The organism is Nocardioides caricicola (assembly GCF_039541135.1).
Taxonomy (GTDB): domain Bacteria; phylum Actinomycetota; class Actinomycetes; order Propionibacteriales; family Nocardioidaceae; genus Nocardioides; species Nocardioides caricicola.
Genome location: NZ_BAABFQ010000008.1, coordinates 42,255 through 68,705, shown reverse-complemented (window position 1 = coordinate 68,705; position 26,451 = coordinate 42,255). Strand labels below are relative to the sequence as shown.

At 71.7% G+C, this 26,451-nt stretch carries 21 protein-coding genes and 1 tRNA gene; 20 read left to right on the top strand and 2 right to left on the bottom strand.

The features are described 5' to 3' along the window. Positions 1–148 precede the first annotated feature (148 nt). The 13 genes from ABD875_RS17895 to ABD875_RS17835 all read left to right on the top strand — a co-directional run bounded on the left by ABD875_RS17895 (position 149) and on the right by ABD875_RS17835 (position 16,163). Positions 149–2,728, top strand: a complete 2,580-nt coding sequence (locus tag ABD875_RS17895; RefSeq protein ID WP_345180686.1) for a hypothetical protein — start codon at positions 149–151, stop codon at positions 2,726–2,728. Positions 2,729–2,813: 85 nt separating this feature from the next. Continuing rightward, a complete protein-coding gene (gene mfd, locus ABD875_RS17890) occupies positions 2,814–6,359 on the top strand; it encodes a transcription-repair coupling factor (RefSeq protein ID WP_345180683.1) in 3,546 nt (1,181 codons plus the stop codon). Positions 6,360–6,387: 28 nt separating this feature from the next. Beyond that, positions 6,388–7,059, top strand: a complete 672-nt coding sequence (locus ABD875_RS17885) for a hypothetical protein (RefSeq protein ID WP_345180681.1) — start codon at positions 6,388–6,390, stop codon at positions 7,057–7,059. After that, positions 7,059–7,655, top strand: a complete 597-nt coding sequence (locus tag ABD875_RS17880; RefSeq protein ID WP_345180678.1) for a nucleoside triphosphate pyrophosphohydrolase — start codon at positions 7,059–7,061, stop codon at positions 7,653–7,655. The genes ABD875_RS17885 and ABD875_RS17880 overlap by 1 nt, the downstream gene beginning before the upstream one ends. A 36-nt stretch (positions 7,656–7,691) precedes the next feature. Further along, positions 7,692–8,072, top strand: coding sequence for a response regulator (locus ABD875_RS17875; protein WP_345180676.1), 381 nt, complete (start codon positions 7,692–7,694; stop codon positions 8,070–8,072). Beyond that, positions 8,069–10,111, top strand: a complete 2,043-nt coding sequence (locus ABD875_RS17870; RefSeq protein ID WP_345180674.1) for an ATP-binding protein — start codon at positions 8,069–8,071, stop codon at positions 10,109–10,111. The genes ABD875_RS17875 and ABD875_RS17870 overlap by 4 nt, the downstream gene beginning before the upstream one ends. 92 nt (positions 10,112–10,203) lie before the next feature. Continuing rightward, a complete protein-coding gene (eno, locus tag ABD875_RS17865) occupies positions 10,204–11,481 on the top strand; it encodes a phosphopyruvate hydratase (RefSeq protein ID WP_345180671.1) in 1,278 nt (425 codons plus the stop codon). Positions 11,482–11,604: 123 nt separating this feature from the next. Next, positions 11,605–12,066 (top strand): FtsB family cell division protein, encoded by a 462-nt coding sequence (locus ABD875_RS17860; protein ID WP_345180669.1) that lies wholly within the window; start codon positions 11,605–11,607, stop codon positions 12,064–12,066. 31 nt (positions 12,067–12,097) lie between these two features. After that, positions 12,098–12,577: a DUF501 domain-containing protein gene (locus ABD875_RS17855; protein WP_345180666.1), complete on the top strand. Its 480-nt coding sequence runs from the start codon at positions 12,098–12,100 to the stop codon at positions 12,575–12,577. Beyond that, positions 12,574–13,488 carry a Ppx/GppA phosphatase family protein gene (locus ABD875_RS17850; protein WP_345180664.1) on the top strand — a complete coding sequence of 305 codons (915 nt, stop codon included), beginning with the start codon at positions 12,574–12,576 and terminating at the stop codon, positions 13,486–13,488. Before ABD875_RS17855 ends, ABD875_RS17850 begins: the two co-directional genes overlap by 4 nt. Further along, positions 13,485–14,324, top strand: coding sequence for a uracil-DNA glycosylase (locus ABD875_RS17845; RefSeq protein WP_345180661.1), 840 nt, complete (start codon positions 13,485–13,487; stop codon positions 14,322–14,324). Before ABD875_RS17850 ends, ABD875_RS17845 begins: the two co-directional genes overlap by 4 nt. 7 nt (positions 14,325–14,331) lie before the next feature. Continuing rightward, positions 14,332–14,408 (top strand) — tRNA-Leu (locus ABD875_RS17840). 324 nt (positions 14,409–14,732) lie between these two features. Next, on the top strand, positions 14,733–16,163 hold the full coding sequence (locus tag ABD875_RS17835) for a PAS domain-containing sensor histidine kinase (protein WP_345180659.1): 1,431 nt from the start codon (positions 14,733–14,735) through the stop codon (positions 16,161–16,163). Between the two features lie 6 nt (positions 16,164–16,169). Here the strand turns inward: ABD875_RS17835 and ABD875_RS17830 are convergent, their stop codons facing one another. Then, positions 16,170–17,237 (bottom strand): hypothetical protein, encoded by a 1,068-nt coding sequence (locus ABD875_RS17830; RefSeq protein WP_345180657.1) that lies wholly within the window; start codon positions 17,235–17,237, stop codon positions 16,170–16,172. A 227-nt stretch (positions 17,238–17,464) separates the two neighbouring features. On the opposite strand from ABD875_RS17830, the gene ABD875_RS17825 reads away from it, so the two are divergent. The 3 genes from ABD875_RS17825 (at position 17,465) to ABD875_RS17815 (ending at position 20,555) form a co-directional block, all read left to right on the top strand. Continuing rightward, positions 17,465–18,943 (top strand): cellulase family glycosylhydrolase, encoded by a 1,479-nt coding sequence (locus tag ABD875_RS17825; RefSeq protein WP_345180654.1) that lies wholly within the window; start codon positions 17,465–17,467, stop codon positions 18,941–18,943. A 72-nt stretch (positions 18,944–19,015) separates the two neighbouring features. Next, complete coding sequence (locus tag ABD875_RS17820) at positions 19,016–19,864, top strand: Bax inhibitor-1/YccA family protein (RefSeq protein WP_345180651.1); 849 nt, start codon at positions 19,016–19,018, stop codon at positions 19,862–19,864. 79 nt (positions 19,865–19,943) lie between these two features. After that, on the top strand, positions 19,944–20,555 hold the full coding sequence (locus ABD875_RS17815; protein WP_345180649.1) for a YdgH/BhsA/McbA family protein: 612 nt from the start codon (positions 19,944–19,946) through the stop codon (positions 20,553–20,555). A gap of 1 nt (position 20,556) precedes the next feature. On the opposite strand, the gene ABD875_RS17810 is transcribed toward ABD875_RS17815, so the two are convergent. Further along, a complete protein-coding gene (locus ABD875_RS17810; protein WP_345180646.1) occupies positions 20,557–21,576 on the bottom strand; it encodes an SGNH/GDSL hydrolase family protein in 1,020 nt (339 codons plus the stop codon). 60 nt (positions 21,577–21,636) lie between these two features. Between ABD875_RS17810 and ABD875_RS17805 the strand changes: the two genes are divergently transcribed. From ABD875_RS17805 to ABD875_RS17790, 4 genes are all read left to right on the top strand, one after another. After that, entirely contained in the window at positions 21,637–23,034 is a 1,398-nt protein-coding gene (locus ABD875_RS17805; RefSeq protein WP_345180644.1) for a cystathionine beta-synthase, read from the top strand. A 101-nt stretch (positions 23,035–23,135) separates the two neighbouring features. Next, positions 23,136–23,567, top strand: a complete 432-nt coding sequence (locus ABD875_RS17800; protein WP_345180642.1) for a Zn-ribbon domain-containing OB-fold protein — start codon at positions 23,136–23,138, stop codon at positions 23,565–23,567. Then, positions 23,564–24,757, top strand: coding sequence for a lipid-transfer protein (locus ABD875_RS17795; RefSeq protein WP_345180640.1), 1,194 nt, complete (start codon positions 23,564–23,566; stop codon positions 24,755–24,757). Before ABD875_RS17800 ends, ABD875_RS17795 begins: the two co-directional genes overlap by 4 nt. 238 nt (positions 24,758–24,995) lie before the next feature. After that, positions 24,996–26,444 carry a cytochrome ubiquinol oxidase subunit I gene (locus ABD875_RS17790; protein WP_345180638.1) on the top strand — a complete coding sequence of 483 codons (1,449 nt, stop codon included), beginning with the start codon at positions 24,996–24,998 and terminating at the stop codon, positions 26,442–26,444. Positions 26,445–26,451 lie beyond the last annotated feature (7 nt).

Sequence of the window (26,451 nt, the reverse complement as noted above, 5' to 3'; positions counted from 1 at the left end):
TAGTCGGAACCGTAGGTCCGGCGTCCGCGTCTCGTGAACGCGCTGACCCGTGCGATCGAGGACCTCGCCGACGCGAAGGTCGCCCGGGCCGTCCGGCCGACCCGCGTGGCTGAAGCACATCGGGACGCCCCCGACCTATGTTGAATCAGTGTTGTGGCGCCTGGTGGGCGTCCTCGGGATCGTCCTGTCGTGTGTCGCCCTCGTGGTCCTGGGACCGGTGGACGGCACCGAGGCGGCACGCTCGGAGCCGGGTGCCGCGGCGCGAGCGGCGGTTGCGCGGTCTGATGCCGTGGTCACCACCGAGCCGCAGCTCCGCCGAGCCTGGGCCGACCCCACCCGCACCCGCATCGACCTCGGCGCGGACATCGCGCTGCGCGACTGCGTCCGGGGCGACCCGATGCGCGAGTCGCCGTACCCCATGCTGCTCGACGGCCACGGCCACACGATCCGGCAGACCTGCTTCGAGAAGCGGGTGCTCCGCCAGGATGGGACCGGCTGGCTCGACATCCGCGACGTCACGCTGACCCGCGGCGGTTCGGACGGTCCGGGCGCCGCGCTCACCTCGCGCGGCGAGATCGTGCTGCAGGACTGCGTGATCAAGCAGAACCTGGCCGAGGAGCCCGGCGGCGGGGTGTTCTCGATGCGGCGGGTGACCGTGCACCGCTGCCGGATCAACGGCAACCTGGCGAACGACGACGGTGGCGCCGTCTACGCGCGCCGCGGCGGCGTCCAGGTCTACGACTCGGTGCTGAGCACGAACCTCGTCGACGGATCCGGCGGCGCCATCGCCACGACCGGCGACATCCTGCTGGTCCGTTCGTGGGTCGACGGGAACACGACCGACGGCGACGGTGGGGCGTTGTACGCAGACGAGGACGGCGACGTGACGGTCGTCGACTCGATCATCGACGGCAGTGACGCGGACGGCCCGGGTGGTGCGATCTTCACGTTGGACGGCGACGTCGCGGTCTACGACTCGACGCTCAACGGCAACCGCGCCGACGACCGCGGCGGTGCGATCTCGGGCGAGGCCGACGTCCTGGTCGTGAACTCGACCGTCGGCCGCAACCTGGCGGTGGCGCACGCCGGCGGTGGCATCTGGGCGCGCGGCGACCTGGTCCTGGTCAACTCGACGGTGTCGCGCAACTACGCCGAGGGGGACGGCGGCGGCACGCTCTCGGCCGGCCGGACGACGATCATCGGGTCCACGCTCCTCGGCAACATCGCCTCGGTCGGCGGCGACATCGGATCGGCCGGCCGGCTCGACAGCTTCGCCTCGATCATCGGCCCGCCGACCACCGAGGGTGTCACCGGCGACACGATCCCGACGTCGCGCAGCTGCCGGGTCTACGGAGCCGTCTCCCGCGGGTACAACCACTTCTCCGCCACGAGCTCGTGCGAGCTGGACCATCCCACGGACGTCGTGGGCGAGGACCCGCAGGTCGAGCAGGTCGACGCCCACCCGCTGGGCTACGTGCTGGTGCCTCGGCCGGGCAGCCCGGTCATCGACCGCATCCCGAGCGGGTCGTGCGTCGGCGAGCTGCCCGACCCGCTGCCCGCCGGCCAGCTGCTGGACGGCTGGGTCGACTGGGAGCAGGTGCTGCGGCGCGACGCCCTGGGCGCCGTGCGGGACGACGGGGTCGCGTGCGACATCGGCGCGGTGCAGTCCGGCGCAGTGCAGTCCGGCGCAGTGCAGTCCGGCGCGGTGACACCGTCGGTGCGCAGACCCGACGTACCGCCGCTGGGGCCGGAGGCTCCGCCTGCCAAGGCGACGGCGTCGGAGCGACCTGCGGTGCGGCTGGAGCGACCTCGCGGGACGCGCGGAGCACTGGATCGGCTCGGTCGCCGGCTCCGGCAGCTCGACCGCGAGTCGCGTCGGTTCGAGGTGCTGCTCGGCTGCACCACGCGGGTCGGTGTCGACCGGGCCGGAGACGCGAGGAACCGGTGGGGATTCCTGTACGACGAGCGTGACGGCACCGGGCTCCACGCCCGGTCCGCCCTGGTCCGGCACAGCGGCAAGCAGCGGCCCCGGTGGTACGTGCTCCGCCTGTCGACCGCACGCCGGTGCCTGAGCGCGCCGGCTGACCCGAACGGCGCCGGGGACGACGCCCGCCCCGGCCACCGGAGCCTGGCGGCCCAGGTGCGCCGCCTGCAGCGCCTGGCGAAGGTCGTCGAAGCCCGCACCGAGCGCTTCGACGCGTGGGAGTCCTGCCTTTCCTGGCTGCCGCTGACCGAGTCCGGTGACGACGAGCAGGACCTCGGCTACCTGGTCGACCAGGGGCTGTGGCCGTTCGTGCGGGTCCACTACCCAGCCGTCGACCTCGACCACAGCGAGTGGGACGACCCGGACTACCAGGTGCTCGCCTTCCGTGGGCGCGACCATCCGTTCGGGCCGGGCGAGTGCGGCACCGACCCGGGCGAGGACGCCGACCGCCCGGGGCGCGAGCTCCGCCAGGACATCGCCTCCCTGCGTGAGGACGTCGAAGACCTCGCCGAGCCGGTGGACGAGATCGCCCGGTTCGATGAGTGCCTCTTCACGGTCGGTGTGACCAGCGCGCCGGGATACGTCTACCGCACGCGGGGCGGCCAGGAGCGCCGCCGTTCCGCGCTGTCGTTCGACATGAGCGGCCCACAGCTGCCCGCCATGTCGCTGATGGCGTTCCCCGGCGAGGAGCCGCCGCAGATCGAGTGCAACGAGGACGCCGGCGGGGTTCAGACGCACGAGTGAGGCTGTCGGCGAGCGGCCGTAGACTCGTCGGGCTACCCCCTGCCACACCTGGCTGGGGGCACTCGTGTTGTCCTTGGGAGCCTCCATGCACCTCTCCGGCCTGGCCGACGCCGTCCTCGCCGACCCGACCCTCACCCAGGCGATGGCCGACGCCCGTGACGGGTCGGTCCGCGCCCTGGACCTGACCGGACCCGAGGCGCTGCGGCCGTACGTCGTCGCCGGCCTGGTCCGCGAGGGTCGGACCGTGCTGGCGGTGACCGCGACCTCCCGCGAGGCCGAGGACCTCGTCGAGGCGCTCGGCGACCTCGTCGACCCTGCGCTGGTCGCCTACTACCCGAGCTGGGAGACGCTGCCGCACGAGCGGCTCAGCCCGCGCAGCGACACCGTCGGCCGCCGGCTGGCGGTGCTCCGCCGGCTCCGGCACCCGGGCACCGACCCCACCAACGGCCCGCTCAAGGTCGTGGTCGCGCCGGTGCGGTCGGTGCTCCAGCCCCAGGTGCGCGGCCTCGGCGACCTCGAGCCCGTCGAGCTCGAGCCGGGCGACACCGCTCCGCTCGAGGACGTCGTACGACGCCTGTCGGCCGCCGCCTACTCACGGGTCGACCTCGTGGAGAAGCGCGGCGAGTTCGCCGTCCGCGGTGGCATCGTCGACGTGTTCCCGCCGACCGAGGAGCACCCGCTGCGCGTGGAGTTCTGGGGCGACGACGTGGAGGAGATCCGCTCGTTCGCGGTCGCCGACCAGCGCACGCTGGAGAAGCAGGAGCGGCTGTGGGCGCCGCCGTGCCGCGAGCTGCTGCTGACCGACGAGGTCCGCGAGCGCGCCGCCGAGATCGGCCGCGCCCACCCGCAGCTGCTCGAGCTCACCGACAAGATCGCCGCCGGCATCGCGGTCGAGGGCATGGAGTCGCTGGCGCCGGTCCTCGTCGACGAGATGGAGCTGCTGGTCGACCTGGTGCCCGACGACACCCACGTGCTGGTGCTCGACCCCGAGCGGGTGCGCACCCGCGCCCACGACCTGGTCGCGACCAGCGAGGAGTTCCTGGGTGCCAGCTGGGCGGCGGCCGCCGGCGGTGGCCAGGCGCCGATCGACCTGGGCGCGGCGTCGTACCGCGAGATCGCCGACGTGCGTGGCCACGCGATCGCGCAGGGCAAGCCGTGGTGGACGATCAGCCCGTTCGGCATCGACACCGAGGGCGTCCTGGAGGCCGACGACGTCGGCGCCGTGCCCTCGCGCCCGGTCGCGGCCACGTCCGTCGAGCCCTACCGCGGCGAGGTCGACCGCGCGATCGCCGACATCGACCGCTGGCGGCGCGCGGGTCACCGCGTCGTGGTGCTGCACTCCGGGCACGGTCCGGCCGAGCGGATGCGCGAGGTGCTCGGCGAGCAGGACGTCCCGGCGCGCGTCGTCGACGACATCGGCGCCGCCGCCGACCTCGACGACGCGGTGGTCACGATCAGCTGCGGCGCGATCGCCCACGGCCTCGTCGACGAGACCAACCGGCTGGTCGTGCTCACCGGCGAGGACATCTCCGGCCAGCGGGCATCCACGCGCGACATGCGCAAGATGCCGACCCGGCGCAAGCGCCAGATCGACCCGCTCGAGCTGAGCGCCGGCGACTTCGTGGTCCACGAGCAGCACGGCGTCGGCCGCTTCGTCGAGATGAAGCAGCGCGAGGTCGGGGGAGCGGTCCGCGAGTACCTCGTGCTCGAGTACGGCGCCTCCAAGCGCGGCGGCCCGCCGGACCGGCTCTACGTCCCGGCCGACGCGCTCGACCAGGTGACGCGGTACGTCGGCGGCGAGCAGCCGTCCCTCGACCGGCTCGGCGGCGCCGACTGGACGAAGCGGAAGAACAAGGCGCGCAAGGCGGTCCGCGAGATCGCGGCCGAGCTGATCAAGCTGTACGCCGCGCGCCAGGCCACGAAGGGCTACGCGTTCGGGCCGGACACCCCGTGGCAGCGTGAGCTGGAGGACGCGTTCCCGTTCCAGGAGACCGCCGACCAGCTGACCACGGTCGACGAGGTCAAGGGCGACATGATGCGCACGGTCCCGATGGACCGCCTCGTCTGCGGCGACGTCGGCTACGGCAAGACCGAGATCGCGGTGCGCGCGGCGTTCAAGGCGGTGCAAGAGGGCAAGCAGGTCGCCGTGCTGGTGCCGACGACCCTGCTCGTGACCCAGCACCTCAGCACGTTCTCCGAGCGGATGAGCGGGTTCCCGGTCGTGCTCAAGGGCCTGTCGCGGTTCCAGACCGACGCCGAGGCGCGCGAGGTGATCGCGGGCCTGCAGGACGGCACCGTCGACATCGTCGTCGGCACGCACCGGCTGCTGAACCCCGACATCCGGATGAAGGACCTCGGGCTGATCATCGTCGACGAGGAGCAGCGCTTCGGCGTGGAGCACAAGGAGCAGATGAAGCGGCTCCGCACCTCCGTCGACGTGCTGTCGATGTCCGCGACCCCGATCCCGCGGACCCTGGAGATGGCGATCACCGGCATCCGCGAGATGTCCACGATCACCACGCCGCCGGAGGAGCGCCACCCGGTGCTCACCTACGTCGGCGCCTACGAGGACCGCCAGGTCATCGCCGCCGTACGCCGGGAGCTGCTGCGCGAGGGACAGGTCTTCTTCATCCACAACCGGGTGAACTCGATCGAGAAGGCGGCCGCGCGGATCCGCGAGCTGGTGCCCGACGCCCGGGTCGCGACCGCGCACGGGCAGATGGGGGAGCACCAGCTCGAGCAGGTGATGCTGGACTTCTGGGAGAAGCGCTTCGACGTGCTCGTCTGCACGACGATCGTCGAGTCCGGCCTCGACGTCTCGAACGCCAACACAATGATCATCGAGCGCGCGGACATGCTCGGCCTCTCGCAGCTGCACCAGCTGCGCGGCCGCGTCGGTCGCTCGCGCGAGCGCGCCTACGCCTACTTCCTCTACCCGCCGGAGAAGCCGCTGACCGAGACCGCCCACGAGCGCCTCGCGACGCTGGCCCAGCACTCCGACCTCGGCGGCGGCATGGCGATCGCGATGAAGGACCTCGAGATCCGCGGCGCCGGCAACCTGCTCGGAGGCGAGCAGTCCGGTCACATCGCCGACGTCGGCTTCGACCTGTACGTCCGGCTCGTCGGTGAGGCCGTGCACGAGTTCCGCGGCGACGCCGAGCCCGAGCTCGACGAGGTCCGCATCGAGCTCCCCGTCGACGCGCACCTGCCGCACGACTACATCCCCAGCGAGCGGTTGCGGCTGGAGATGTACAAGCGCCTGGCGGAGGTCCGCTCCGACGAGGACGTCGACCTCATCAACGAGGAGCTCCAGGACCGGTACGGCGACCCGCCGCAGGAGGTCACCTCGCTGCTGCTCGTCGCCCGGTTCCGGGCCCGGGCCCGCAAGGCCGGCGTCGGCGAGGTGACGATCGCGGGCAAGAACGTGCGGTTCGCGCCGGTCGACCTGCCCGAGTCGCGGGTCGTGCGCCTGAACCGGATGTACCCGAAGTCCATCGTGAAGGCGCCGGTCAGCACCATCCTCGTGCCGCGTCCGCAGACGGCCGTGGTGGGAGGGCGTCCGATCACGGGCATCGCCCTGCTTGAATGGGCCCGGCAGGTGATCGACAGTGTCATCGACCCCGTGACGTAGGACCGAGTGACCGACTGAAGGAGAACGCGTGACCCCGACCCGTGTGCGCAGCCTGGCCGGACTGGCCGCGGCCGCGCTGCTGCTGACCGGCTGTGGCTCCGTCCCGGCGTTCAACCCGGGTGTCGCCGCCCGGGTCGCCGACACGACGATCACCACCAACGAGGTCGACGACACGGCGGCGGACTACTGCTCCGCGGTCGAGACCCAGCTCGAGGAGGGCCAGGCGGTCGCGAACTCCGTCGTGGACACCCAGGTCGCCGGTTCACTCGCCCTCCAGGAGGCCGGCGAGCAGTTCGCGGCCGCGCAGGGGGTCGAGCCCGACCCGTCGTACCAGGACGCGGCGGACTCGCTCGAGCAGAGCATCGCCGGCCTCTCGCCCGAGCAGCAGGACGCCGTGCGCCGCGTGAACCTCGCCCGGCCGTACGTCGCCGCCGTGGAGCTGGCCGTCGGCATCGAGGAAGTCGGCGACGACGACCCGGAGGCCGCTGCGGCCGCCGGCCACGAGGCGTTCGCGAGCTGGCTGGACGACCAGGACGTGCGCATCGACCCGCGCTACGCGGTGTCGATCGAGGACGGCACCATGGCGCCCGCGGACACCACGATCTCGTTCGCCGTCAGCGACGTGGCCAAGGCCGGCCAGGCCGCCGAGGCGGACCCGGCCGCGGGCGCCGCGCTCCCGGTGTCGCAGCGCTGCGGCTGATGCCCGGGTCCGGCGAGCCGCTCCTCGAGTTCCTCGAGGTGATGCGCCGGTTGCGGGCCGAGTGCAGCTGGAAGGCCGGACAGACTCACCGCTCGCTCGCGCGCTACCTGCTCGAGGAGACCCACGAGACGCTCGAGGCGATCGACACCGGTGACCCCGCGCACCTGCGCGAGGAGCTCGGGGACCTGCTGCTGCAGGTCTACTTCCACGCAGTGATCGCCGAGGAGGCCGGCGAGTTCACGATCGACGACGTTGCGGCCGACGTCACGGCGAAGATGCACCGCCGCAACCCGCACGTATTCGCCCCCGATGGTCAGCAGAGAGCCGCGGGCGGCACGCCGGACGAGATCAACGAGGCGTGGGAGGCGATCAAGGCGAGCGAGAAGCAGCGCTCCTCGGTCACCGACGGGATCCCGCCGACGCTGCCCGCGCTGCTGTACGCCGACAAGGTGCTCGACCGCCTGGAGCGGGCGGGGACCGAGGTGCATCCCGGGGACGACCTGGGGGACCGGCTGCTCGCGCTGGTCGCCGAGGCCCGCGTGAGCGGGGTGGACCCGGAGCAGGCGTTGCGCGACGCCGTCCGCCGGTTGCTGTAGCGGGCGGGTTCTTTACTTCTGCCCTAGGGTCGTCGTGTGGCCCGGGTGCTGATCGTCGAGGACGACGAGGACGTGCGTGACTGGATCGCGCACTGCCTGCTGCGGGAGGGCCACGAGCTCCGCGGCGTCCCGGACCGGGCCCGGCTCACCGACCTGCGCGCGGGGGAGCCCGACTACCGTCCGGACCTGGTGCTGATGGACTACGCGCTCCCCGACACCGACGGCGTCACCCTGCTCGACGAGATCGTCCAGGAGTGGCCCGGCGTCCCCGCGGTCTTCGTGACCGTGCAGTGGACCGGCCAGGTCATCGAGCGGATCGCGAGGACCGGGCACGAACGGGTCGCCAAGCCGTTCGACGCCGACGACCTCCGTGCCGCCGTACGACGAGCCCTCGGAACGGAAGGCAGCCCGGAGTGACCCGGGTCCGCCTCCTCGACCTCCTCGGGTTCGCGTGCTACTTCCTGATCGCCGCCGCCCTGGGCCGGCAGGCGGTCCTCGAGGGCACCGACACCGCGCTCGTGTGGCCGGCCGCCGGCGTCGCCGCGGCGTGGCTCGCGGTCAATGGCTGGTCCCGGTGGGCGACGCTCGACCTCGCCGTGCTGTTCGTGCTCGCGGTCGCCGTCAACGCCGCGACCGGGGCGAGCGCGTCGCTGGCGCTCGGCTTCGGCCTGGCCAACGTGGTCCAGGTGGTGGTCTTCGGCGTCCTCATCGCCCGGTGGTGCCCGCAGTGGTGGGGGTTCGGCGAGGAGCCTCCGCCGGGCATCGACCGGCTCCGCGACTTCGGCTACCTGCTCGCCGCGGCGTACCTCTCGGCGCTCGTGTCCGCCGCGCTGGGCCCGGCGGCGGTCACCTCGATCACGGACGCGAGCTGGAAGTCGGTCGCCTCGTGGGTGCTGCGCAACGGCACCGGCATCGTCGCGGTGTTCCCCCTCGCGCTGCTCGCCCGCCACCACGTCCGCTCCAGCACCCCCGAGCAGGCGCCGGACGCCGTCGGCCCGATCCGGGGCCACGGTCCCGTGGAGCTGGTCGCACTGGCGGCGTTCAGCGCCGTCGCCCTCTGGCTGGTCTTCCTCGTGAGCACCGACGTGCCCCTGCCGTTCCTGGTCCTGTCGGTCTGCGTGTGGGCCGGCGCGCGCTACGCGCTGGGGGTCGCGAGCGCCCACGCGCTCCTGCTGAGCGCCGCGGTCACCGTGGCGACCGTGCTCAACGAGGGCCCGTTCGTCCCGATCGAGGACCCGCACACCCGCGCCCTCGCACTGCAGTCGTACGTCGCGATGATCGTCGTGCTCACCCTCGCGCTCTCGGTCGGCCGGGGGGAGATCCTGCAGCTGAGCGACCGGCTGGTGCGCTCGGAGCGCAACGCGACCGAGCAGGCGACGATGGTCACCACGATCGTGGACACCATGACCGACGGGGTCACCGTCATCGACGCCAACGGCACCATGGTGCTGCGCAACCCGGCGGCGCAGACGCTGCTCGGCGACCCGCGGCGTGACGCGGACGGTCACATCGACGTGGACGCCTACGGCCTCCGGCACGCCGACGGCAGCCCGATCACTCCCGAGGAGAGCCCCCTCGAGCTGGCCCGCACCGGCAGCTCGCTGGACAAGGTGGACGTCGTCCTGCGCAACCCGCAGGCGGGCGGGGTGCGCCAGATGGAGGTCAGCACGCGACCGCTGCCGGGCACGGACCCGCCGCTGGTGGTGGTGCTGTTCCACGACGTCACGGCCGAGCGCCGCGAGCGCGACGAGCTGGCGTCGTTCGCCGGCGTCGTCGCCCACGACCTGCTCAACCCCCTGACGGTGATCGACGGCTGGTCCGAGGCGCTCCTCGAGGAGGCCCGGGCCGGCGCGCAGGTCGACGTCGACACCCAGGTGCAGCGGCTGGACCGGATCCAGCGGGCGGCGCAACGCATGCAGCACCTGATCAGCGACCTGCTCGCCTACACGACCGCCCGCGACCTCACGATCACGCCGGTGCGCGTCGACCTGGCTGCCGTCGCGACCGACGTCGCGCGCGGCCGGATCGAGGCGAGCCGGGTGCGCGACCTGCCGGAGCCGGTGATCACCGTCGACCCGGACCTGCCGGCGGTGCTGGCCGAGCCGGTGCTGCTGCGCCAGGTGGTCGACAACCTGATCGGGAACGCCGTCAAGTACGTCGCGCCCGGGGTGCAGCCGCGGATCGAGGTCCACGCGCGCCGGGTCGACGGCGAGGTCGCCCCGATGGTCGAGGTCGAGATCTCGGACAACGGCATCGGTATCCCCGACGGGCAGCACGAGAGCGTGTTCGACACGTTCCACCGCGCGCACCAGGACGGCTACCGCGGCAGCGGGCTCGGCCTCTCGATCGTGAAGCGGATCGTGGAGCGGCACGGCGGCACCGCCCTGGCCCGCGACAACGAGGACCGCGGCGGCACCACGATGTGCGTCAGCTTCCCGGCCGCCGACCCGGCCTGAGCGCTGTCTCGTACGGACGCCGCGTGTGGGCCGCCACCGCCGCGCACTAGGCTGAGTGACGGCCTGAGATTCCCATCCGGAGGAGCACAGACGTGGCATCCATCGAAGCAGTCGGCGCGCGCGAGATCCTCGACTCCCGCGGCAACCCCACGGTCGAGGTCGAGGTGCTCCTCGACGACGGCGCGTTCGCCCGCGCCATGGTCCCCAGCGGGGCGTCCACGGGCGCCTTCGAGGCGGTCGAGCTGCGCGACGGTGCCGACCGCTACGGCGGCAAGGGCGTCGAGAAGGCCGTGAACGCGGTCATCCAGACGATCGCCCCCGCGGTCGAGGGCCTGGCGGCCGACGACCAGCGGCTGCTCGACCAGACGATGCTCGAGCTCGACGGCACCCCCAACAAGGCCAACCTCGGCGCGAACGCGATCCTCGGCGTCTCGCTCGCGGTCGCCCGCGCCGCGGCCGACTCGGCCCAGCTGCCGCTCTACCGCTACGTCGGCGGCCCGAACGCCCACCTGCTCCCGGTCCCGATGATGAACATCCTCAACGGCGGCTCGCACGCCGACTCGAACGTCGACGTGCAGGAGTTCATGATCGCCCCGATCGGTGCTCCGTCGTTCCGTGAGGCGCTGCGCGAGGGCGCGGAGGTCTACCACGCGCTGAAGTCGGTGCTGAAGAAGAAGGGCCTCTCCACGGGCCTGGGCGACGAGGGCGGCTTCGCGCCGAACCTCGACAGCAACCGCGCCGCGCTCGACCTGATCGCCGAGGCCGTCTCGGCCGCCGGCCTGACGCTCGGCAAGGACATCGCGCTGGCGATGGACGTGGCCGCGTCGGAGTTCTACAACGACGGCGCGTACTCCTTCGAGGGCGGCACCAAGTCCGCCGAGGAGATGACCGCCTACTACGCCGACCTGGTGGCGTCGTACCCCATCGTCTCGATCGAGGACCCGCTCAACGAGGACGACTGGGACGGCTGGAAGGCGATCACCGACCAGCTCGGCACCAAGACCCAGCTGGTCGGCGACGACCTGTTCGTCACGAACGTCGAGCGGCTCCAGCGCGGCATCGACGGTGGCCAGGCCAACGCGCTGCTGGTGAAGGTCAACCAGATCGGCACGCTGACCGAGACCCTCGACTCCGTCGAGCTCGCGCACCGCAGCGGCTACCGCTGCATGATGAGCCACCGCTCGGGTGAGACCGAGGACACCACGATCGCCGACCTCGCGGTCGCGGTGAACTGCGGCCAGATCAAGACCGGCGCCCCGGCGCGCTCGGACCGGGTCGCGAAGTACAACCAGCTGCTGCGGATCGAGGACGAGCTCGGAGATGCAGCGCGCTACTCCGGCGCGTCGGCGTTCCCTCGGTACGGTGCCTGAGCGAACCTAGGAGGCATGCCCTCCGAGTCCCGTCGTACGCCCTCGCGCGGACCCCGAGGACCCCATGGACGCCGTGGGCCCCGCCGCACGCCGCAGCGACCCGACCCGGTCGCAGCGGCGGCGGTGGCCCCGGCGGACGCCCCGCGCCGGTCCCGGCTGACCGGCCGCGCGGCGATCCTGGTCCTCGTCGTGTCCGTGCTGGCGGTGAGCTACGCGTCGTCGATGCGCGCCTACCTCCAGCAGCGGGACCACATCGGTGACCTCAAGGACCAGATCGCGCTGCGCCAGGCGAGCATCAGCGAGCTCGAGCGCGAGAAGCGGCGCTGGGAGGACCCGGCCTACGTCCGGCAGCAGGCGCGCGAGCTGAACTTCGTGATGCCCGGGGAGACGGCGTACGTCGTCCTCGACGAGAACGGCGAGCCGCTCGAGCAGGAGACCTCGCTGACCGACCCGTCCACGGTCGCGCAGAAGCCCCCGACCGCGTGGTGGGACACCGCCTGGGAGTCGGTCGAGCTGGCCGGCCACCCGCCGAAGCCGGACCCGGAGCCCGCGACGCGACTCAACCGGATCGACGGCACCGACTGAGGCTGCCAGGCCGGCCTGCGAGAATCGGCGGGTGATCGACCCGCAGGACGTCTCCGCCATCGAAGCCCAGCTCGGCCGGGAGCCGCGCGCCATCCACGCCATCGGGCACCGCTGCCCGTGCGGCAACCCCGACGTCGCGACGACCGAGCCGCGGCTGCCCAACGGCACGCCGTTCCCGACGACGTTCTACCTGACCTGCCCGCGGGCGGCGTCTCGGATCGGCACCCTCGAGGGCACCGGGGTGATGAAGGAGATGCAGGACCGGCTGGCCGAGGACCCCGAGCTGGCGGCGGCGTACCGCACGGCGCACGAGGCCTACCTCGAGTTCCGGGCCACGCTCGGCCACGTCGAGGAGATCGAGGGCATCTCCGCGGGCGGCATGCCCGACCGGGTGAAGTGCCTGCACGTGCTGGCCGGGCAGTCCCTGGCGATGGGCCGCGGCGTGAACCCGCTCGGCGACGAGGTGCTGGACCGGCTGGGCGCCTGGTGGGAGTCCGGGCCCTGCGTATGAGCGGCCGGGTCGCTGCCATCGACTGCGGCACCAACACCGTCAAGCTGCTGATCGGCGCGCTGCCCGACGTCGACGTCCGGGAGATGCGGATGGTCCGGCTCGGCCAGGACCTCGACCGCACCGGGGTGATCGCCGAGGCGGCGCTGGAGCGGGCGTTCGGCGCGATCGACGAGTACGCCGAGCTGATCCGGTCGTACGACGTCCCTCCGGAGCGGGTGCGCTTCGTCGCGACGTCGGCGACCCGGGACGCCGCGAACGCCGACGTCTTCGTCGCCGGCGTCCGCGAGCGGCTCGGCGTCGAGCCCGAGGTGGTGTCCGGGGCGGAGGAGGCCGCGCTCGCGTTCGACGGCGCGATCCGCAACCTCCGGCACGCGCCCACCGGTCCCGTGCTGGTCGTGGACATCGGCGGCGGGTCGACGGAGCTGATCCTCGGCCGGAGCGGACCCGGGGCGAGCGTCTCGATGGACATCGGCTCGGTCCGGCTCCACGAGCGGCACCTGCACGCCGACCCGCCGACCGCCGGGCAGGTCGCGGCGTGCCGGGCTGACATCGACGAGCACCTCGACGCCGCGGGGGTGGACCCGTCCGCGGCCACCACGGTGGTCGGGGTCGCCGGCACCGTGACCCAGCTGGCCGCGGTCGCGCTCGACCTGCCGGCGTACGACCGGGCCGCCGTCGACCAGGTGGTGCTGCCGACCTGGCTGGTGCTCGCCACCGTCGACCTGCTGCTCTCGATGACCCACGACTCCCGGCGCGCGATCGCGTCGATGCACCCCGGTCGCGCGGACGTGATCGGCGCCGGCGCGCTGATCCTCGCGCAGGTCCTGCGCCGCGCCGGCGCGTCCGAGCTGGTCGTCTCCGAGTCCGACATCCTCGACGGGATCGCCTGGTCGCTCAGGGCGCGCCCGTGAGCGAGCTGCTCCCGCATCCGGCGACCGGAGACCTGTTCCCGTCGCCGGTGCCGCCGGGCACCGGGTGGCCCGGCGACCCCGCGGCGCCCGAGACCCCGGTCGCCGGGACCGCGGCGGCCGTACGGCGGCTCGCCCGGACGCCGGACCTCGCCGAGCTCGACGCCCGGGTCTCGGTCTGCCGCGCCTGCCCGCGGCTGGTGCGCTGGCGCGAGGACGTCGCGCGCAGCAAGCGGGCGTCGTTCGCCGCCGAGCCCTACTGGGGTCGTCCTACGCCGGGGTGGGGCGCGCAGCGGCCGCGCGTGTTGGTGGTCGGTCTGGCGCCCGCCGCGAACGGCGCGAACCGGACCGGCCGGATCTTCACCGGTGACCGCAGCGGCGACTGGTTGTTCGCGAGCCTCCACCGGGTCGGCCTCGCCCGCACCGCGACCAGCGTCCACGCCGCCGACGGCCAGGAGCTGGTCGACACCCGGATGGTGGCGACCGTCCGGTGCGCGCCGCCGCAGAACAAGCCGACCGTCGCGGAACGCGACACCTGCGCGCCCTGGATCGAGGCCGAGCTCGCCCTGGTGGTCGAGTCTGTCCGGGTCGTGGTCGCGCTCGGCTCCTTCGGCTGGGACGCGGCGCTGCGCTCCTTCGCCGGTCTGGGCTGGGAGGCGGAGCGCCCGCGCCCGCGCTTCGGCCACGGCGTCGAGGCGACCCTCGCCGGTGCCGGCCGCGAGGTCCGGCTGCTCGGCTGCTACCACCCCAGCCAGCAGAACACGTTCACCGGTCGGCTCACCGAGGACATGCTGGACGACGTCCTCGGCCGTGCGGCGGCCGCTGCGAGAATCCCCTGAACAGCAGGCCCCCGTATCCCAATCGGCAGAGGAAGTCGCCTTAAAAGCGACGCAGTCTGGGTTCGAGTCCCAGCGGGGGCACCAGACCCTGGGCGCGGAGAGCCGCCGGCAGTCCGTGATTGCCGGCGGCTCTCGTCTGCCGCCGTCACGACGTCGCAGACCACTGGTCCCTGCCGAACCAGCGCGTCGCACTTTGCTGGGTCGGGCGCCGTGATGTCAAGATGGGCTTGACGCATTCCTGCCCGGCGCCGGCGGCGAGTTCGGGGGCGCGCCGGGCAGGAATGCGCGCCGCGCGCTCCGCCCCCGGGGCGGACCTACGTCTCGCGCTCAGGTATTCCGCGCAACCGCCGATCGGACCCGTGACACCTGCCCCATGTGGGGGCGGGCGGGACCGTGGTGAGGTGAGCCGTGAGCACGAAGACCCGACGTGGGGACTCGAGGACCAGCCCTGACGTCCGGCGGCGCCGGGCGCACGTCGACCTCGTCGTCTGTGCCCTGATCGTGACGGGGTCGTTCCTCGTGCTCCGGCACTTCGACCTGTTCGAGCACGTCTACCGCTGGAGCCGTGCCCACGAGGACCTGAACGTCGACGAGCTCGTCATGGCGACAGCGCTCGCCGTCCTCCTGTCCGGGTTCTTCGGGTGGCGCCGCTACCGCGACGCGAACGCCGAGGCGGAGCGGCTCACCGCGGCCGAGCGCGCCCTCGCGGAGACCAACGAGCGCTACCGCTCGCTCTACGACCTCCACCCGGACGCTGTCTTCATGCTCGACTCCGAGGGCCGGCTGGTCTCCATGAACGCCGCCGCCGTGCAGATGTGCGGCTACACCCTCGAGGAGATGTCCGGCCTCACGATCGCCGACTACGTGGAGACGCACGACATCCCGCGCGTCACCGAGCAGTTCCGCGCGTTGCTGGCCAACCCGATCGACCGGCTCGAGACCCGGGTCCTGCACAAGGACGGCTCGATGATCGAGGTCGCGGTCACCGGCATGCCGGTCCTCGTGGACGGCGTGCCGGTCGGCGCGTACGGCATCGCGGAGGACATCACCGAGCGCAACGCCCTGCGGTGCGACCTCGAGTACGCCCGCCAGGTCGCCGAGGACGCCAGCGAGGCGAAGTCGCTGTTCCTCGCCAACATGAGCCACGAGATCCGTACGCCGCTGACCAGCGTGCTGGCGGCCAGCGAGATGCTGGCCGACACCGTCACGTCGGAGATGCAGCAGCGGCTGGTCGACACCATGCAGCGCTCGGGGGCGCGGCTGCTGCGCCTGGTCGACGACATCTTGGACTTCTCCCGCGTCGAGGCCGGTCAGACGATGCTCCGCGACGACCCCTTCGACCTGTACGCCCTGCTCGACGAGCTGTCGCGCAACGCCGCCTCGATCGCGGAGGCCAAGGGCGTCCTGCTCACCTGCACCGTCGACCCCGCGGTCCCGCACGAGCTGCTCGGTGACGCCGACCGGGTCAGCCAGGTCGTCGGCAACCTGCTCGACAACGCGGTGAAGTTCACCGACCACGGCTACGTCCGCCTGGACGCCTCGCTCGACGGCAGCGACGGCGAGCACGGCACGGTCGTGATCAAGGTCGAGGACTCCGGATTGGGCATGGCTCCCGAGCAGCAGGAACGCATCTTCGAGGCGTTCCGGCAGGCCGACCCGTCGATCACCCGCAGCTACGGCGGCACCGGTCTCGGCCTGGCCATCTGCAAGACGCTCGTCGAGCTGATGGGCGGCACGATCACCGTCGACTCGACGTTCGCCGTCGGCACCGAGTTCACCGTCCGGGTGCCGCTCGGCCTGGTCGCGGCCGCGGCCGAGAGGACGCCGCAGTCCGCCTAGATCCCGCTAGAGGCCCGCGCGCTCGCGCTGGCGGTAGGCCAGCGCCGGCTGGTACCGGTCGTGCAGCGTGGTGATCAGGCTGATCAGGCTGAGGAAGAACAGCGTGTCCCAGCCGACCGACCGCTCGTCGAAGAAGAAGTAGGTGACCGTCACCAGGGCGACGTTGACCGCGATGCGGGCGAGGACGGCCAGGCCGGCGGACTCGATCGTCCACTCGCGCCGCGAGACCAGCAGCGTGATCGCCGCGTTGAGCACCACGAACGTCGCGACGTACACGAACAGCTCGGTGTTCGACGCGGTGATGCCCGGCAGCGTCTGGGAGTAGATCACCGAGATCAGCCCCACCAGGAACACCTTCTCGAACGTCACCCAGGACCAGACGAAGCCACCCGCCTCGACGCGGCGGGTCGCCTGGCTCGCGACCGTGGCCACCGACGCGGGCATCGGGTCGGAGGTGAACCGCCAACCGTGCTCGATGGGGCCGAGCCGCGGGATCGCGACGAACCACAGCAGCGCGGCCGCGCCGAGCACGACCGCGATGAGCAGCGGCCAGGCCCACCAGTACTCCTCGAGCGTGTCGGTGACGTCCAGCTTCGCGACGTGCAGCCAGTACTCCTGCGGCAGCTTGACGAACACCCAGATGATCCCGGCGAGCACCACCCACCAGGTCAGGGTCCGCGCGAGGACCGCCCACCGGGTCCGGATCGCCTCGTAGGCGATGAAGAAGTACTCGAACGTGTTCGGGAAGATCAGCAGCACCGCGCGGGCACCGGTCATCTCGAACAGGAACACCCCGGCCAGCCGGTAGAAGTAGAGGAACCTGCCGACGGAGTACGCCGCGAGGTTCTGCCAGTTGCGCATGGTCGCGAGGTAGGCGATCGCGAGGTAGAAGACGTCCATCGCCTTGTCGTAGGACTGGTAGCCCGGCGGGTCGTAGCCGAACGCCTGGAAGATCGTCTGGTCCGCTGCGTCCAGCACCAGGCAGCCGATGATCGCGGGCAGCGGGAACCGCGGGATCAGCAGCGGGACCAGGAACCGGCCGCCGATGACGGCCAGGAATACCACGTCTTCCATGGTCGGAGTCTGGCCTACTCGGGCCGCGGGTGTCGGCTTCTGCCTCGCGAGTATCGGGTGGTTTCGAGGCTCGCTCCGCTCGCACCTCAACCTCCGTGTGTCGGTGGTTGAGGTGCGAGGAGCGCCAGCGACGAGCCGGCACGGTGGTTGAGGTGCGAGGAGCGCCAGCGACGAGCCTCGAAACCACCCCACCCGGAACCGCGCCGCGAGCGCGTCGTTGGTGAGACGTGCACCGGATCTGGAAGCTCGTCCTGCTCGTCGTCGCCCTCCTCGTGGCTGCGCCCGCACTGCCCGCCTCCGCCGACCCGCCGCAGCTGCGCCGCGAGGGCCGCTGGCTGGTTGACCCGCAGGGCCGGGTCGTGATCGTCCACGGCCTCAACCTCGTCTACAAGCACGCGCCCTACGCGCCGCCCGCGACCGCCGCCGGATTCCAGGCCCGCGACGCCCGGTGGCTGGCGCGGCACGGGTTCAACGGCGCCCGCGTCGGCACGCTGTGGGCGGGGCTGACACCGGACGCGCCGGGCCGGGCGGACCCGGCGTATCTCGCGAAGGTGCAGCGCGTGCTCGATCTGCTCGCGCGCCGGCACATCTGGGTGCAGCTCGACATGCACCAGGACCAGTGGCACGAGACGTACGGCGGGGAGGGCGTCCCGGACTGGGCGGTACACCGGCCCGCGCCGTACGACGCGCTCCCGCCGGTGACCGCTCCGTTCCCGACCGGCTACTGGACGCCCGAGGTGTCCACGGTGTTCGACAACTTCTGGGCCGGCGCGGACGGGCTGCTCGGCGCCTGGGCGGACGCGTGGCAGGTGGCGGCGCGGGCGTGGCGCGGCCAGCCGTACCTGATGGGCTACGACCTGCTCAACGAGCCGTGGATGGGCACGGAGTGGGCGCTGTGCCTGGCCACCGGCTGCCCGGACTCCTACCGCGCCGAGCTGCAGCCCGCGATGGAGCAGGGCCTCGCGGCCGTCCGTGAGGTCGACCCCGACAACATCGTCTGGTGGGAGCCGCAGCAGTTCGCCGGCGGCCAGCCGCTGGACACGTTCTTCGAGCCGGTGGCGGGGGAGGACCAGCTCGGCTTCTCGTGGCACAGCTACTGCCCCGACGTGTTCCTCGAGTCGCAGGGGATCCCCGGCGGCAACGTCGAGAACTGCTGGGACTTCGCGCGTGGCCGCCAGGAGCACGCGCTCGAGCAGTCGCGCACCATGCGCGCCGTACCCCTGATGAGCGAGTGGGGCGCCACCGACAACGTGCGCGCGATCGAGATCGACGCCGCCGCGGCCGACGAGGCGCTGATGGGCTGGACCCACTGGGCCTACAAGCGGTGGAACGACCCGACGACCGCCGACACCGCGCAGGGCCTGTTCCGCGACGACGCCGACCCGTCCTCGGTGAAACGCGCGAAGCTGCGCGTGCTGGTGCGCACCTACGCCCAGGCCACCGCCGGCACCCCGCTGCTGATGAGCTTCGACGCGGGCGACGGGTCGTTCCGCTACCGCTACCGCCCCGACCCGGCGGTCACCGCGCCGACGCGGATCTTCGTCAGCCCGCTGCACTACCCGGACGGCTACCGGGTCCGCGTCGACGGCGGTCGCGTCGTGTCCCGGTCGCCGCACCAGGTGCTGGTCGCCGCTGCCTCGGAGAAGGTGGTGACCGTTCGGGTCGCTCGGGAACCAATCGGGGACGGTGCGCGTTCAATCCGATGAGCCCGGCCTAGACTGGGTGCGTACCGGTGACCCGTCAGAGCGACGTCACCTCCCGGCCTCGAGGAGAGACCAATGCAGAGCAACAACCCGGTGTTCCGCCGTTCGGAGGAGTTCAACTCCGCCGGCCGTCAGACGTACGCCGGCACCGGCTACACCGACCCCTCCACCTGGAGCACGGGCCAGCCCGGTGACCCGGGCCAGGCCTACACGCCGGCCCCGCCGGTCGCCACCGGCGGCCCGATGACGATCGACTCGGTCGTCCAGAAGACCGCCATCTCGCTGTTCTTCGTCATCGCAGCGGCCGCCGTTACGTGGTACCTCACTCCCGACATCGCTGACCCGGATGCCGACCTTGGACCGCTGATCGCCCTGATGACCATCGGCTCGCTCGGCGCATTCGTGCTGTCAATGGTGAACTCGTTCAAGCGCGTCATCAGCCCGGCGCTGGTAGTGGCGTTTTGCGTCGCTGAGGGTATCGCTCTCGGCGGCCTCAGCAAGTTCTTCGACGCGATGGTCGGCGATCACATCGTCATGCAGGCCGTTATCGGCACCTTCGCGGCGTTCGTCGGAACGTTGGCCGCCTACAAGTTCTTCGACATCAAGGTCGGGGCCCGGTTCCGCACCTTCGTCATCGCCGCAGTGTTCGGCATGATCGCGCTGAGCCTGCTCGAACTGGTGCTGGGCATCTTCGGTGAGTCGTTGGGCATCTACGGCATGGGTGGCATCGGCCTGGTGTTTGCGATCATTGGTCTGGTGCTCGGCGTGTTCATGCTGATCCTCGACTTCGACTTCGTCGAGCAGGGCATCGCGAACCAGATTCCAGAGCGCGAGTCGTGGCGGGCTGCGTTCGCCCTGACGGTGAGCCTGGTCTGGATCTACACCAATCTGCTGCGCATCCTGGCGATTGTGAACTCCGACTGACTGCAGTTGACAGACGGGCCTCGGGGGTGATCTCGGGGCCCGTTCGTTTGCGCGGACCGATCGCGGGAAGTAGTGAGCCGTGAACATGCGGACCGCCGTCGCGGCACTGACGATCGCAGTCCTGGCTGGTTGCAGCTCCGACGACGGTGGTTCGTCGGCCCCGCCCGCACCGACCCCGACGGCGTCGGTGCAGCGTGTCGACTCCCCGAGCCAGCCGCCGGCGGAGCCGGCGCCGCTCGACCTGCACCTCGACACCGGCGGGACCATCTGCTTCGACCGGGCCGCTACGCCCGACCTCGCCTGGTTCGACGTGACCTGGAAGGCGAACACGGACCTGGACTCGTTCCGGTTCAAGCTGGTCAACCCTGTCGGCGTGACGAAGGTCGGCGGCGACATCAACGTCCCGCCGATGAACTTCGGCGGCCAGATCCCCTTCGGTGGCGCGGCCACCTGGGCCGACCGCGCGAAGGTGCTGGACGACAAGTTCCTGTTCTGGAGCCAGCGCGGTCCGGTGGCGTTCTGGTCACCGGCCGAGGACGAGACCGGTCTCCTGGTGATGCACCTGCGCTTCGACCAGGTGGACGACGCGTCGTTCGACGGCGTTACGGCGACGTACCGCACGGCCGACGGCGAGGTCGGCAGGGTCACCGCGAGAGGCCCCGAGATCTATCAGGTCCGCGACCGCTGCTGACTCAGTCGACCGACTCCAGCTGCTCCTGCTCGTCGGGCGCCTCGACCTCCGCGTCCGGGCGGCGACGGCGGTGCCGCAGCTCGACCCACAGCCCGCGCACGCCGCGCCGGCTGCCGCCGACCTCCGCGCCGCCGAGCTCGGTGCCGGGCGTCTGGACGGCTTGGACCGCTGCCTTCGCGATCGGCAGCACGCCCTCGCCGCGGTACGCCTCGGGTCGCACCTCGTCGTCGTCGATCAGGCCCAGCGCCGCCAGCGTCGAGGGCAGCAGCACCTGCGCGAGTGCCTTGTAGCCCTGTGCGGACGGGTGGAACATGTCCGGCCCGAAGAGCAGCGCGGGCGCGGCGTCGAACTCCGGGCCGAGGATCGACCCGAGCGAGACGGTGCGGCCACCCTCCTCCAGGACCGTGATCGTCTGGGCGGCGGCGAGCCGCCGCGACCACACCCGCGCCACCTGCTTGAGCGGCGGCAGGATCGGCTTGATGGTGCCGAGGTCCGGGCAGGTGCCGACCAGCACGGAGATGCCGGCGTCGTGCAGCCGGCGTACCGCCTCGGAGAGGAAGCGGACCGACGCCGCCGGCAGCACGGTGTGGGTGACGTCGTTGGCGCCGATCAGGATCACCGCGACGTCGGGCTCGGTGGGCAGCGCCTTGTCGACCTGCGCGGCGAGGTCCGACGACATCGCGCCGACGACCGCGAAGCTGCGCAGGTAGACCCGGCGGTCGGCCTCCTCGGCCAGCCCGCTGGCGAGGTAGGCGCCCGGGGTCTCCTCGACCCGCTCGACGCCGTACCCCGCGGCGCTGGAGTCGCCGAGCAGCGCGACCTTGATCGCGGGGCCGGGGCGGCCGCGGCCGTACCACCCGGTCGCGTCGGGCGGCTCGTCCTCCGCGTTGCCGATCCGCTTGCGCGCGGTGGTCGCCTCGAAGCGCAGCAGGCCGTAGAGCCCCGCGCTGAGCACGGTCAGCCCGCCGCCGCCGTACGCAGCGGTGGACGCGAGCTTTCGGGCAGCCGCTGTCTTCCCCACGGCCCCACCTTACGGAGCCGAGGATTACGGCGAAGTGACGCCCGGCTCTAGATTGGCCAGATGCAGTACGTCGACTCTCTCCTCGACCTCATCGGCAACACCCCGCTGCTGAGGCTCTCGAAGTCCACGGGCTCCCTGAACGGCGCGAAGGGACCGATCGTCCTCGCCAAGGTGGAGTACCTCAACCCGGGCGGCTCCGTGAAGGACCGCATCGCGACCCGGATGATCGAGGCCGCCGAGGCCTCGGGCGAGCTCCAGCCCGGCGGCACCATCGTCGAGCCCACGTCGGGCAACACCGGCGTGGGGCTGGCGATGGTCGCGCAGGCGAAGGGCTACAAGTGCATCTTCGTCTGCCCCGACAAGGTCAGCGAGGACAAGCGCAACGTGCTCAAGGCGTACGGCGCCGAGGTCGTGGTGTGCCCGACCGCCGTCGAGCCCGAGCACCCGGACTCCTACTACAACGTCTCGGACCGGCTCGCGTCGCAGCCCGGCGCGTGGAAGCCCGACCAGTACTCCAACCCGAACAACCCGCGCTCGCACTACGAGACCACGGGCCCCGAGATCTGGTCGCAGACCGAGGGCCGGATCACCCACTTCGTCACCGGTGTCGGCACCGGCGGGACGATCAGCGGCATCGGCCGCTACCTCAAGGAGCAGAACCCGGGCGTCCAGGTGATCGGCGCCGACCCGGCCGGCTCGGTGTACTCCGGCGGCTCCGGGCGGCCGTACCTCGTCGAGGGCGTCGGCGAGGACTTCTGGCCCGACGCCTACGACCGCTCCGTCGCGGACCGGATCATCGAGGTCTCCGACGCCGACTCGTTCGCGATGACGCGCCGCCTGGCCCGCGAGGAGGCGCTGCTGGTCGGCGGGTCCTCCGGCATGGCCGTGCACGCCGCGGTCCAGCTGGCCCACGAGCTCGAGGGCACGCCCGAGGGCGAGGACGCGGTGATCGTCGTCCTGCTGCCGGACTCCGGCCGGGGCTACCTCACCAAGGTCTTCAACGACGACTGGCTGGCGCAGTACGGCTTCCCGGTCGACGGCGTCGAGCGGCCGGCGCAGACCGTCGGCGAGGTGCTGCGGGGCAAGGACGGCCGGCTGCCGGACCTCGTGCACACGCACCCGGGCGAGACCATCGCCGAGGCGGTCGCGATCCTGCAGGAGTACGCCGTCTCGCAGATGCCCGTCGTCCGCGCCGAGCCGCCCGTCGTGGCCGCCGAGGTCGTCGGCTCGGTCTCCGAGCGGACCCTGCTCGACCAGCTCTTCACCGGCGTCGCCAAGCTGACCGACCCGGTCAGCCAGCACATGTCGCCGCCGCTGCCCTCGATCGGCTCGACCGAGCCGGCCCAGGACGCGGTCGGTGCGCTCGAGGGCGCGGACGCGCTGCTGGTCCACGAGGACGGCAAGCCGGTGGGCGTGGTCACCCGGCACGACCTGCTGGCCTACCTGGCTCGCGGTTGACGGGTCGTCCGCCTCTCGGCTGTCTCCGGCAAGCCCTGAGGCGGACGACCCACACCCACCCGTGCCACAATGAGAACCTGTTCTAGTTCTCAGGAGGGCGGATGACGACGCCGGCGATCGACGGGTGGTTCACCACCGGACCGGAACCGACGCTGCTCGGGTCCCGGTGCACGACCTGCGAGACCGTGGTGTTCCCACCGACGTCCGGGTTCTGCCGCAACCCCGCGTGCTCCGGCGACGAGTTCGCCGAGACCGCGCTGTCGCGGCGCGGCACGATCTGGTCCTACACGGACGCGCAGTACCAGCCACCGCCGCCGTACGTTCCGACCACCGACCCCTTCGAGCCGTTCGCGCTGGCCGCCGTCGAGCTCCCGGAGGGGCTGGTCGTGCTGGGCCAGGTCGCCCAGGGCTACGGCGTCGCCGACCTGCGGGTCGGGGCCGAGGCCGAGCTGGTCGTCGAGGACCTCGACGCGGAGCACTCGATCTGGCGCTGGAAGCCGGTGACCGAGATGGGCGAGGAGGCCGACCAGTGAGCGCACCTGACGTCGCGGTGGCCGGTGTCGGCATGCACCCGTGGGGCAAGTGGGGCCGCAACTTCGTCGAGTACGGCGTGCACGCGTCCCGCGCGGCGCTCGCCGACTCCGGCATCGACTGGCGTGACGTCGACCTGATCGTCGGCGGTGAGACCGTCCGCAACGGCTACGCCGGCTACGTCGCCGGCGCGACGTTCGCCCAGGCGCTGGGCTGGAACGGCGCGAAGGTCGCCACGTCGTACGCCGCCTGCGCGACGGGAGCCCAGGCGCTCGACACCGCCCGCGCACGGATCCTGGCGGGGTTGTCGGAGGTCGCGCTGGTCGTCGGGGCCGACACCACGCCCAAGGGCTTCCTGGCGCCGAACGCGGGGGAGCGGTGGGACGACCCGGACTGGCTGCGGTTCCGGCTGCTCGGCATGACGAACCCGGCGTACTTCGCGCTCTACGCGCGCCGCCGGATGGACCTGTACGGCGCGACCCCCGAGGACTTCGCTCGGGTCAAGGTCAAGAACGCCAAGCACGGGCTGGAGAACCCGAACGCCCGCTACCGCAAGGAGGTCGGCGTCGAGGACGTGCTGACCAGCGCCGTGGTGTCGGACCCCCTGCACCTGCTGGACATCTGCGCGACCTCCGACGGTGCGGCCGCGGTCGTGCTGTGCTCGACGGAGTACGCCGCCCGGCACGGCATCGGCGGTGGCGTGAAGATCAACGCGATCTCCACGGTGACGCCGACGTTCCCGCAGACGGTCATCGACATGCCGCTGCTGTCGACCGAGTCGACCAACGCGGTGCCGGCGCCGGAGCGGACGTTCAAGGAGTCGATCGGGCAGGCGGCGTACGAGGAGGCGGGCATCGACCCGGCCGACGTCAGCCTGGCGGAGGTGTACGACCTGTCCACCGCCCTCGAGCTCGACTGGATCGAGGACCTGCAGCTCTGCAAGCGCGGCGAGGCCGAGGCGCTGCTGCGGGCCGGCGACACCACCATCGGTGGCCGGATCCCGGTCAACCCGTCCGGTGGGCTCGCCTGCTTTGGCGAGGCCGTGCCCGCCCAGGCCCTCGCGCAGGTGTGCGAGGTGACCTGGCAGCTGCGTGGCCAGGCGACCGGCCGCCAGGTCGAGGGCGCCCGGGTCGGCATCACCGCGAACCAGGGCCTCTTCGGGCACGGCTCGTCGGTGATCCTGAGCGTCTGAGCCCTGGTGGCCTCTCCGCTGCGATAGTCCCTAACGTTTTGGTCGTCCCGTACGGCGTGTCGGCAGCCACAACGTGAGGGACTATCGCCCAGGGCCCCTCCCCACGCCGGCCGCGGCAAAGGACTTTTGGCCCGATCCGGGTGACCCTCGGCCCGGGCGCCCCGCGCGACGGTTTCCCTAGCGTGTCTGCGACGCGTCGCTTCGACGGGTCGATACGACAGCGGATCGGAGTGCGCGGGTGGACATCCTGGACATCGCTCGGTGGCAGTTCGGCATCATCACGGTCTACCACTTCCTGTTCGTGCCGATCACGATCGGTCTCACCGCGCTCGTCGCGACGATGGAGACCCAGTGGCTGCGCACCAGGTCGCCCGAGTGGCTTCGGCTGACGAAGTTCTTCGGCAAGCTGATGCTGATCAACTTCGCGATCGGCGTGGTGACCGGCATCGTCCAGGAGTTCCAGTTCGGGATGAACTGGTCGGACTACTCCCGCTTCGTCGGTGACGTCTTCGGCGCACCCCTGGCGGTCGAGGCGCTGCTGGCCTTCTTCCTCGAGTCGACGTTCCTCGGCCTCTGGATCTTCGGCTGGGACAAGCTCCCGCGCGGCCTGCACGCCGGCTGCATGTGGATCGTGCACCTCGGGACCCTGGCCAGCAGCTGGTTCATCCTCGCCGCGAACTCCTGGATGCAGCACCCGGTCGGCTACGACTACAACCCCGACACCGGCCGTGCCGAGCTCACCGACTTCTGGGCCGTGATGTTCAACAAGGTCCAGCTCGCGACGTTCCCGCACGTCGTGTTCGCGGCGTACATGACCGGCGCCGCCTTCATCCTCGGCATCTCCGCCTGGCTCTACGTCCGCGACCGGACGCCGGACCCCGACCGCGTGATGTACCGCAAGGGCATCCGGTTCGGAGCCTGGGTGCTGCTGGTCGCGGGCCTCGGCGTCGCCATCACCGGCGACTACCAGGGCAAGATCATGACCGAGGTCCAGCCGATGAAGATGGCGGCGGCCGAGGGGCTCTACGAGACCGAGGCGCCTGCGTCGTTCTCGCTCTTCACGATCGGTACGCCGGACGGGCAGGAGGAGAAGTTCTCCATCAAGATCCCGCGCCTGCTGTCGTTCCTCGCGACCGGCACGTGGGACGGCGAGGTGGAGGGCATCAACGACCTGCGCGCGCAGTACCAGGAGGAGTTCGGCCAGGACCCGGGAGCGCGCTACTACGACCCGTCCGAGCTGTACTCGCCGAACATCCCGGTGACCTACTGGACGTTCCGCTACATGATCGGCTGCGGCTTCCTGGCCGCGTTCTTCGGGGCGCTGATCCTGTTCCTGACCCGCAAGGGACGCGCACCCACGTCGAAGTGGTTCGGCCGGATGGCGATCGCCACCCCGATCCTCACCGTCGTCGCCAGCTCGTTCGGCTGGATCTTCACCGAGATGGGCCGCCAGCCCTGGGTCGTGTTCGGGCTGATGACGACCCGGAACGGCGTCTCGCCCGGAGTGAGCACGACCGAGGCCTGGATCTCGATCATCTCGCTGGTGCTGATCTACGCGGTGCTCATGGTCATCGAGCTCGGCCTGATCATCCGGGTCGTCAAGAAGGGCGCGGACCCGTTCCAGGAGCCGCCCGACCCGGGCCGTGACACCGACGACGAAGACCGCCCGCTGGCGTTCGCCTACTGAGGAAGGA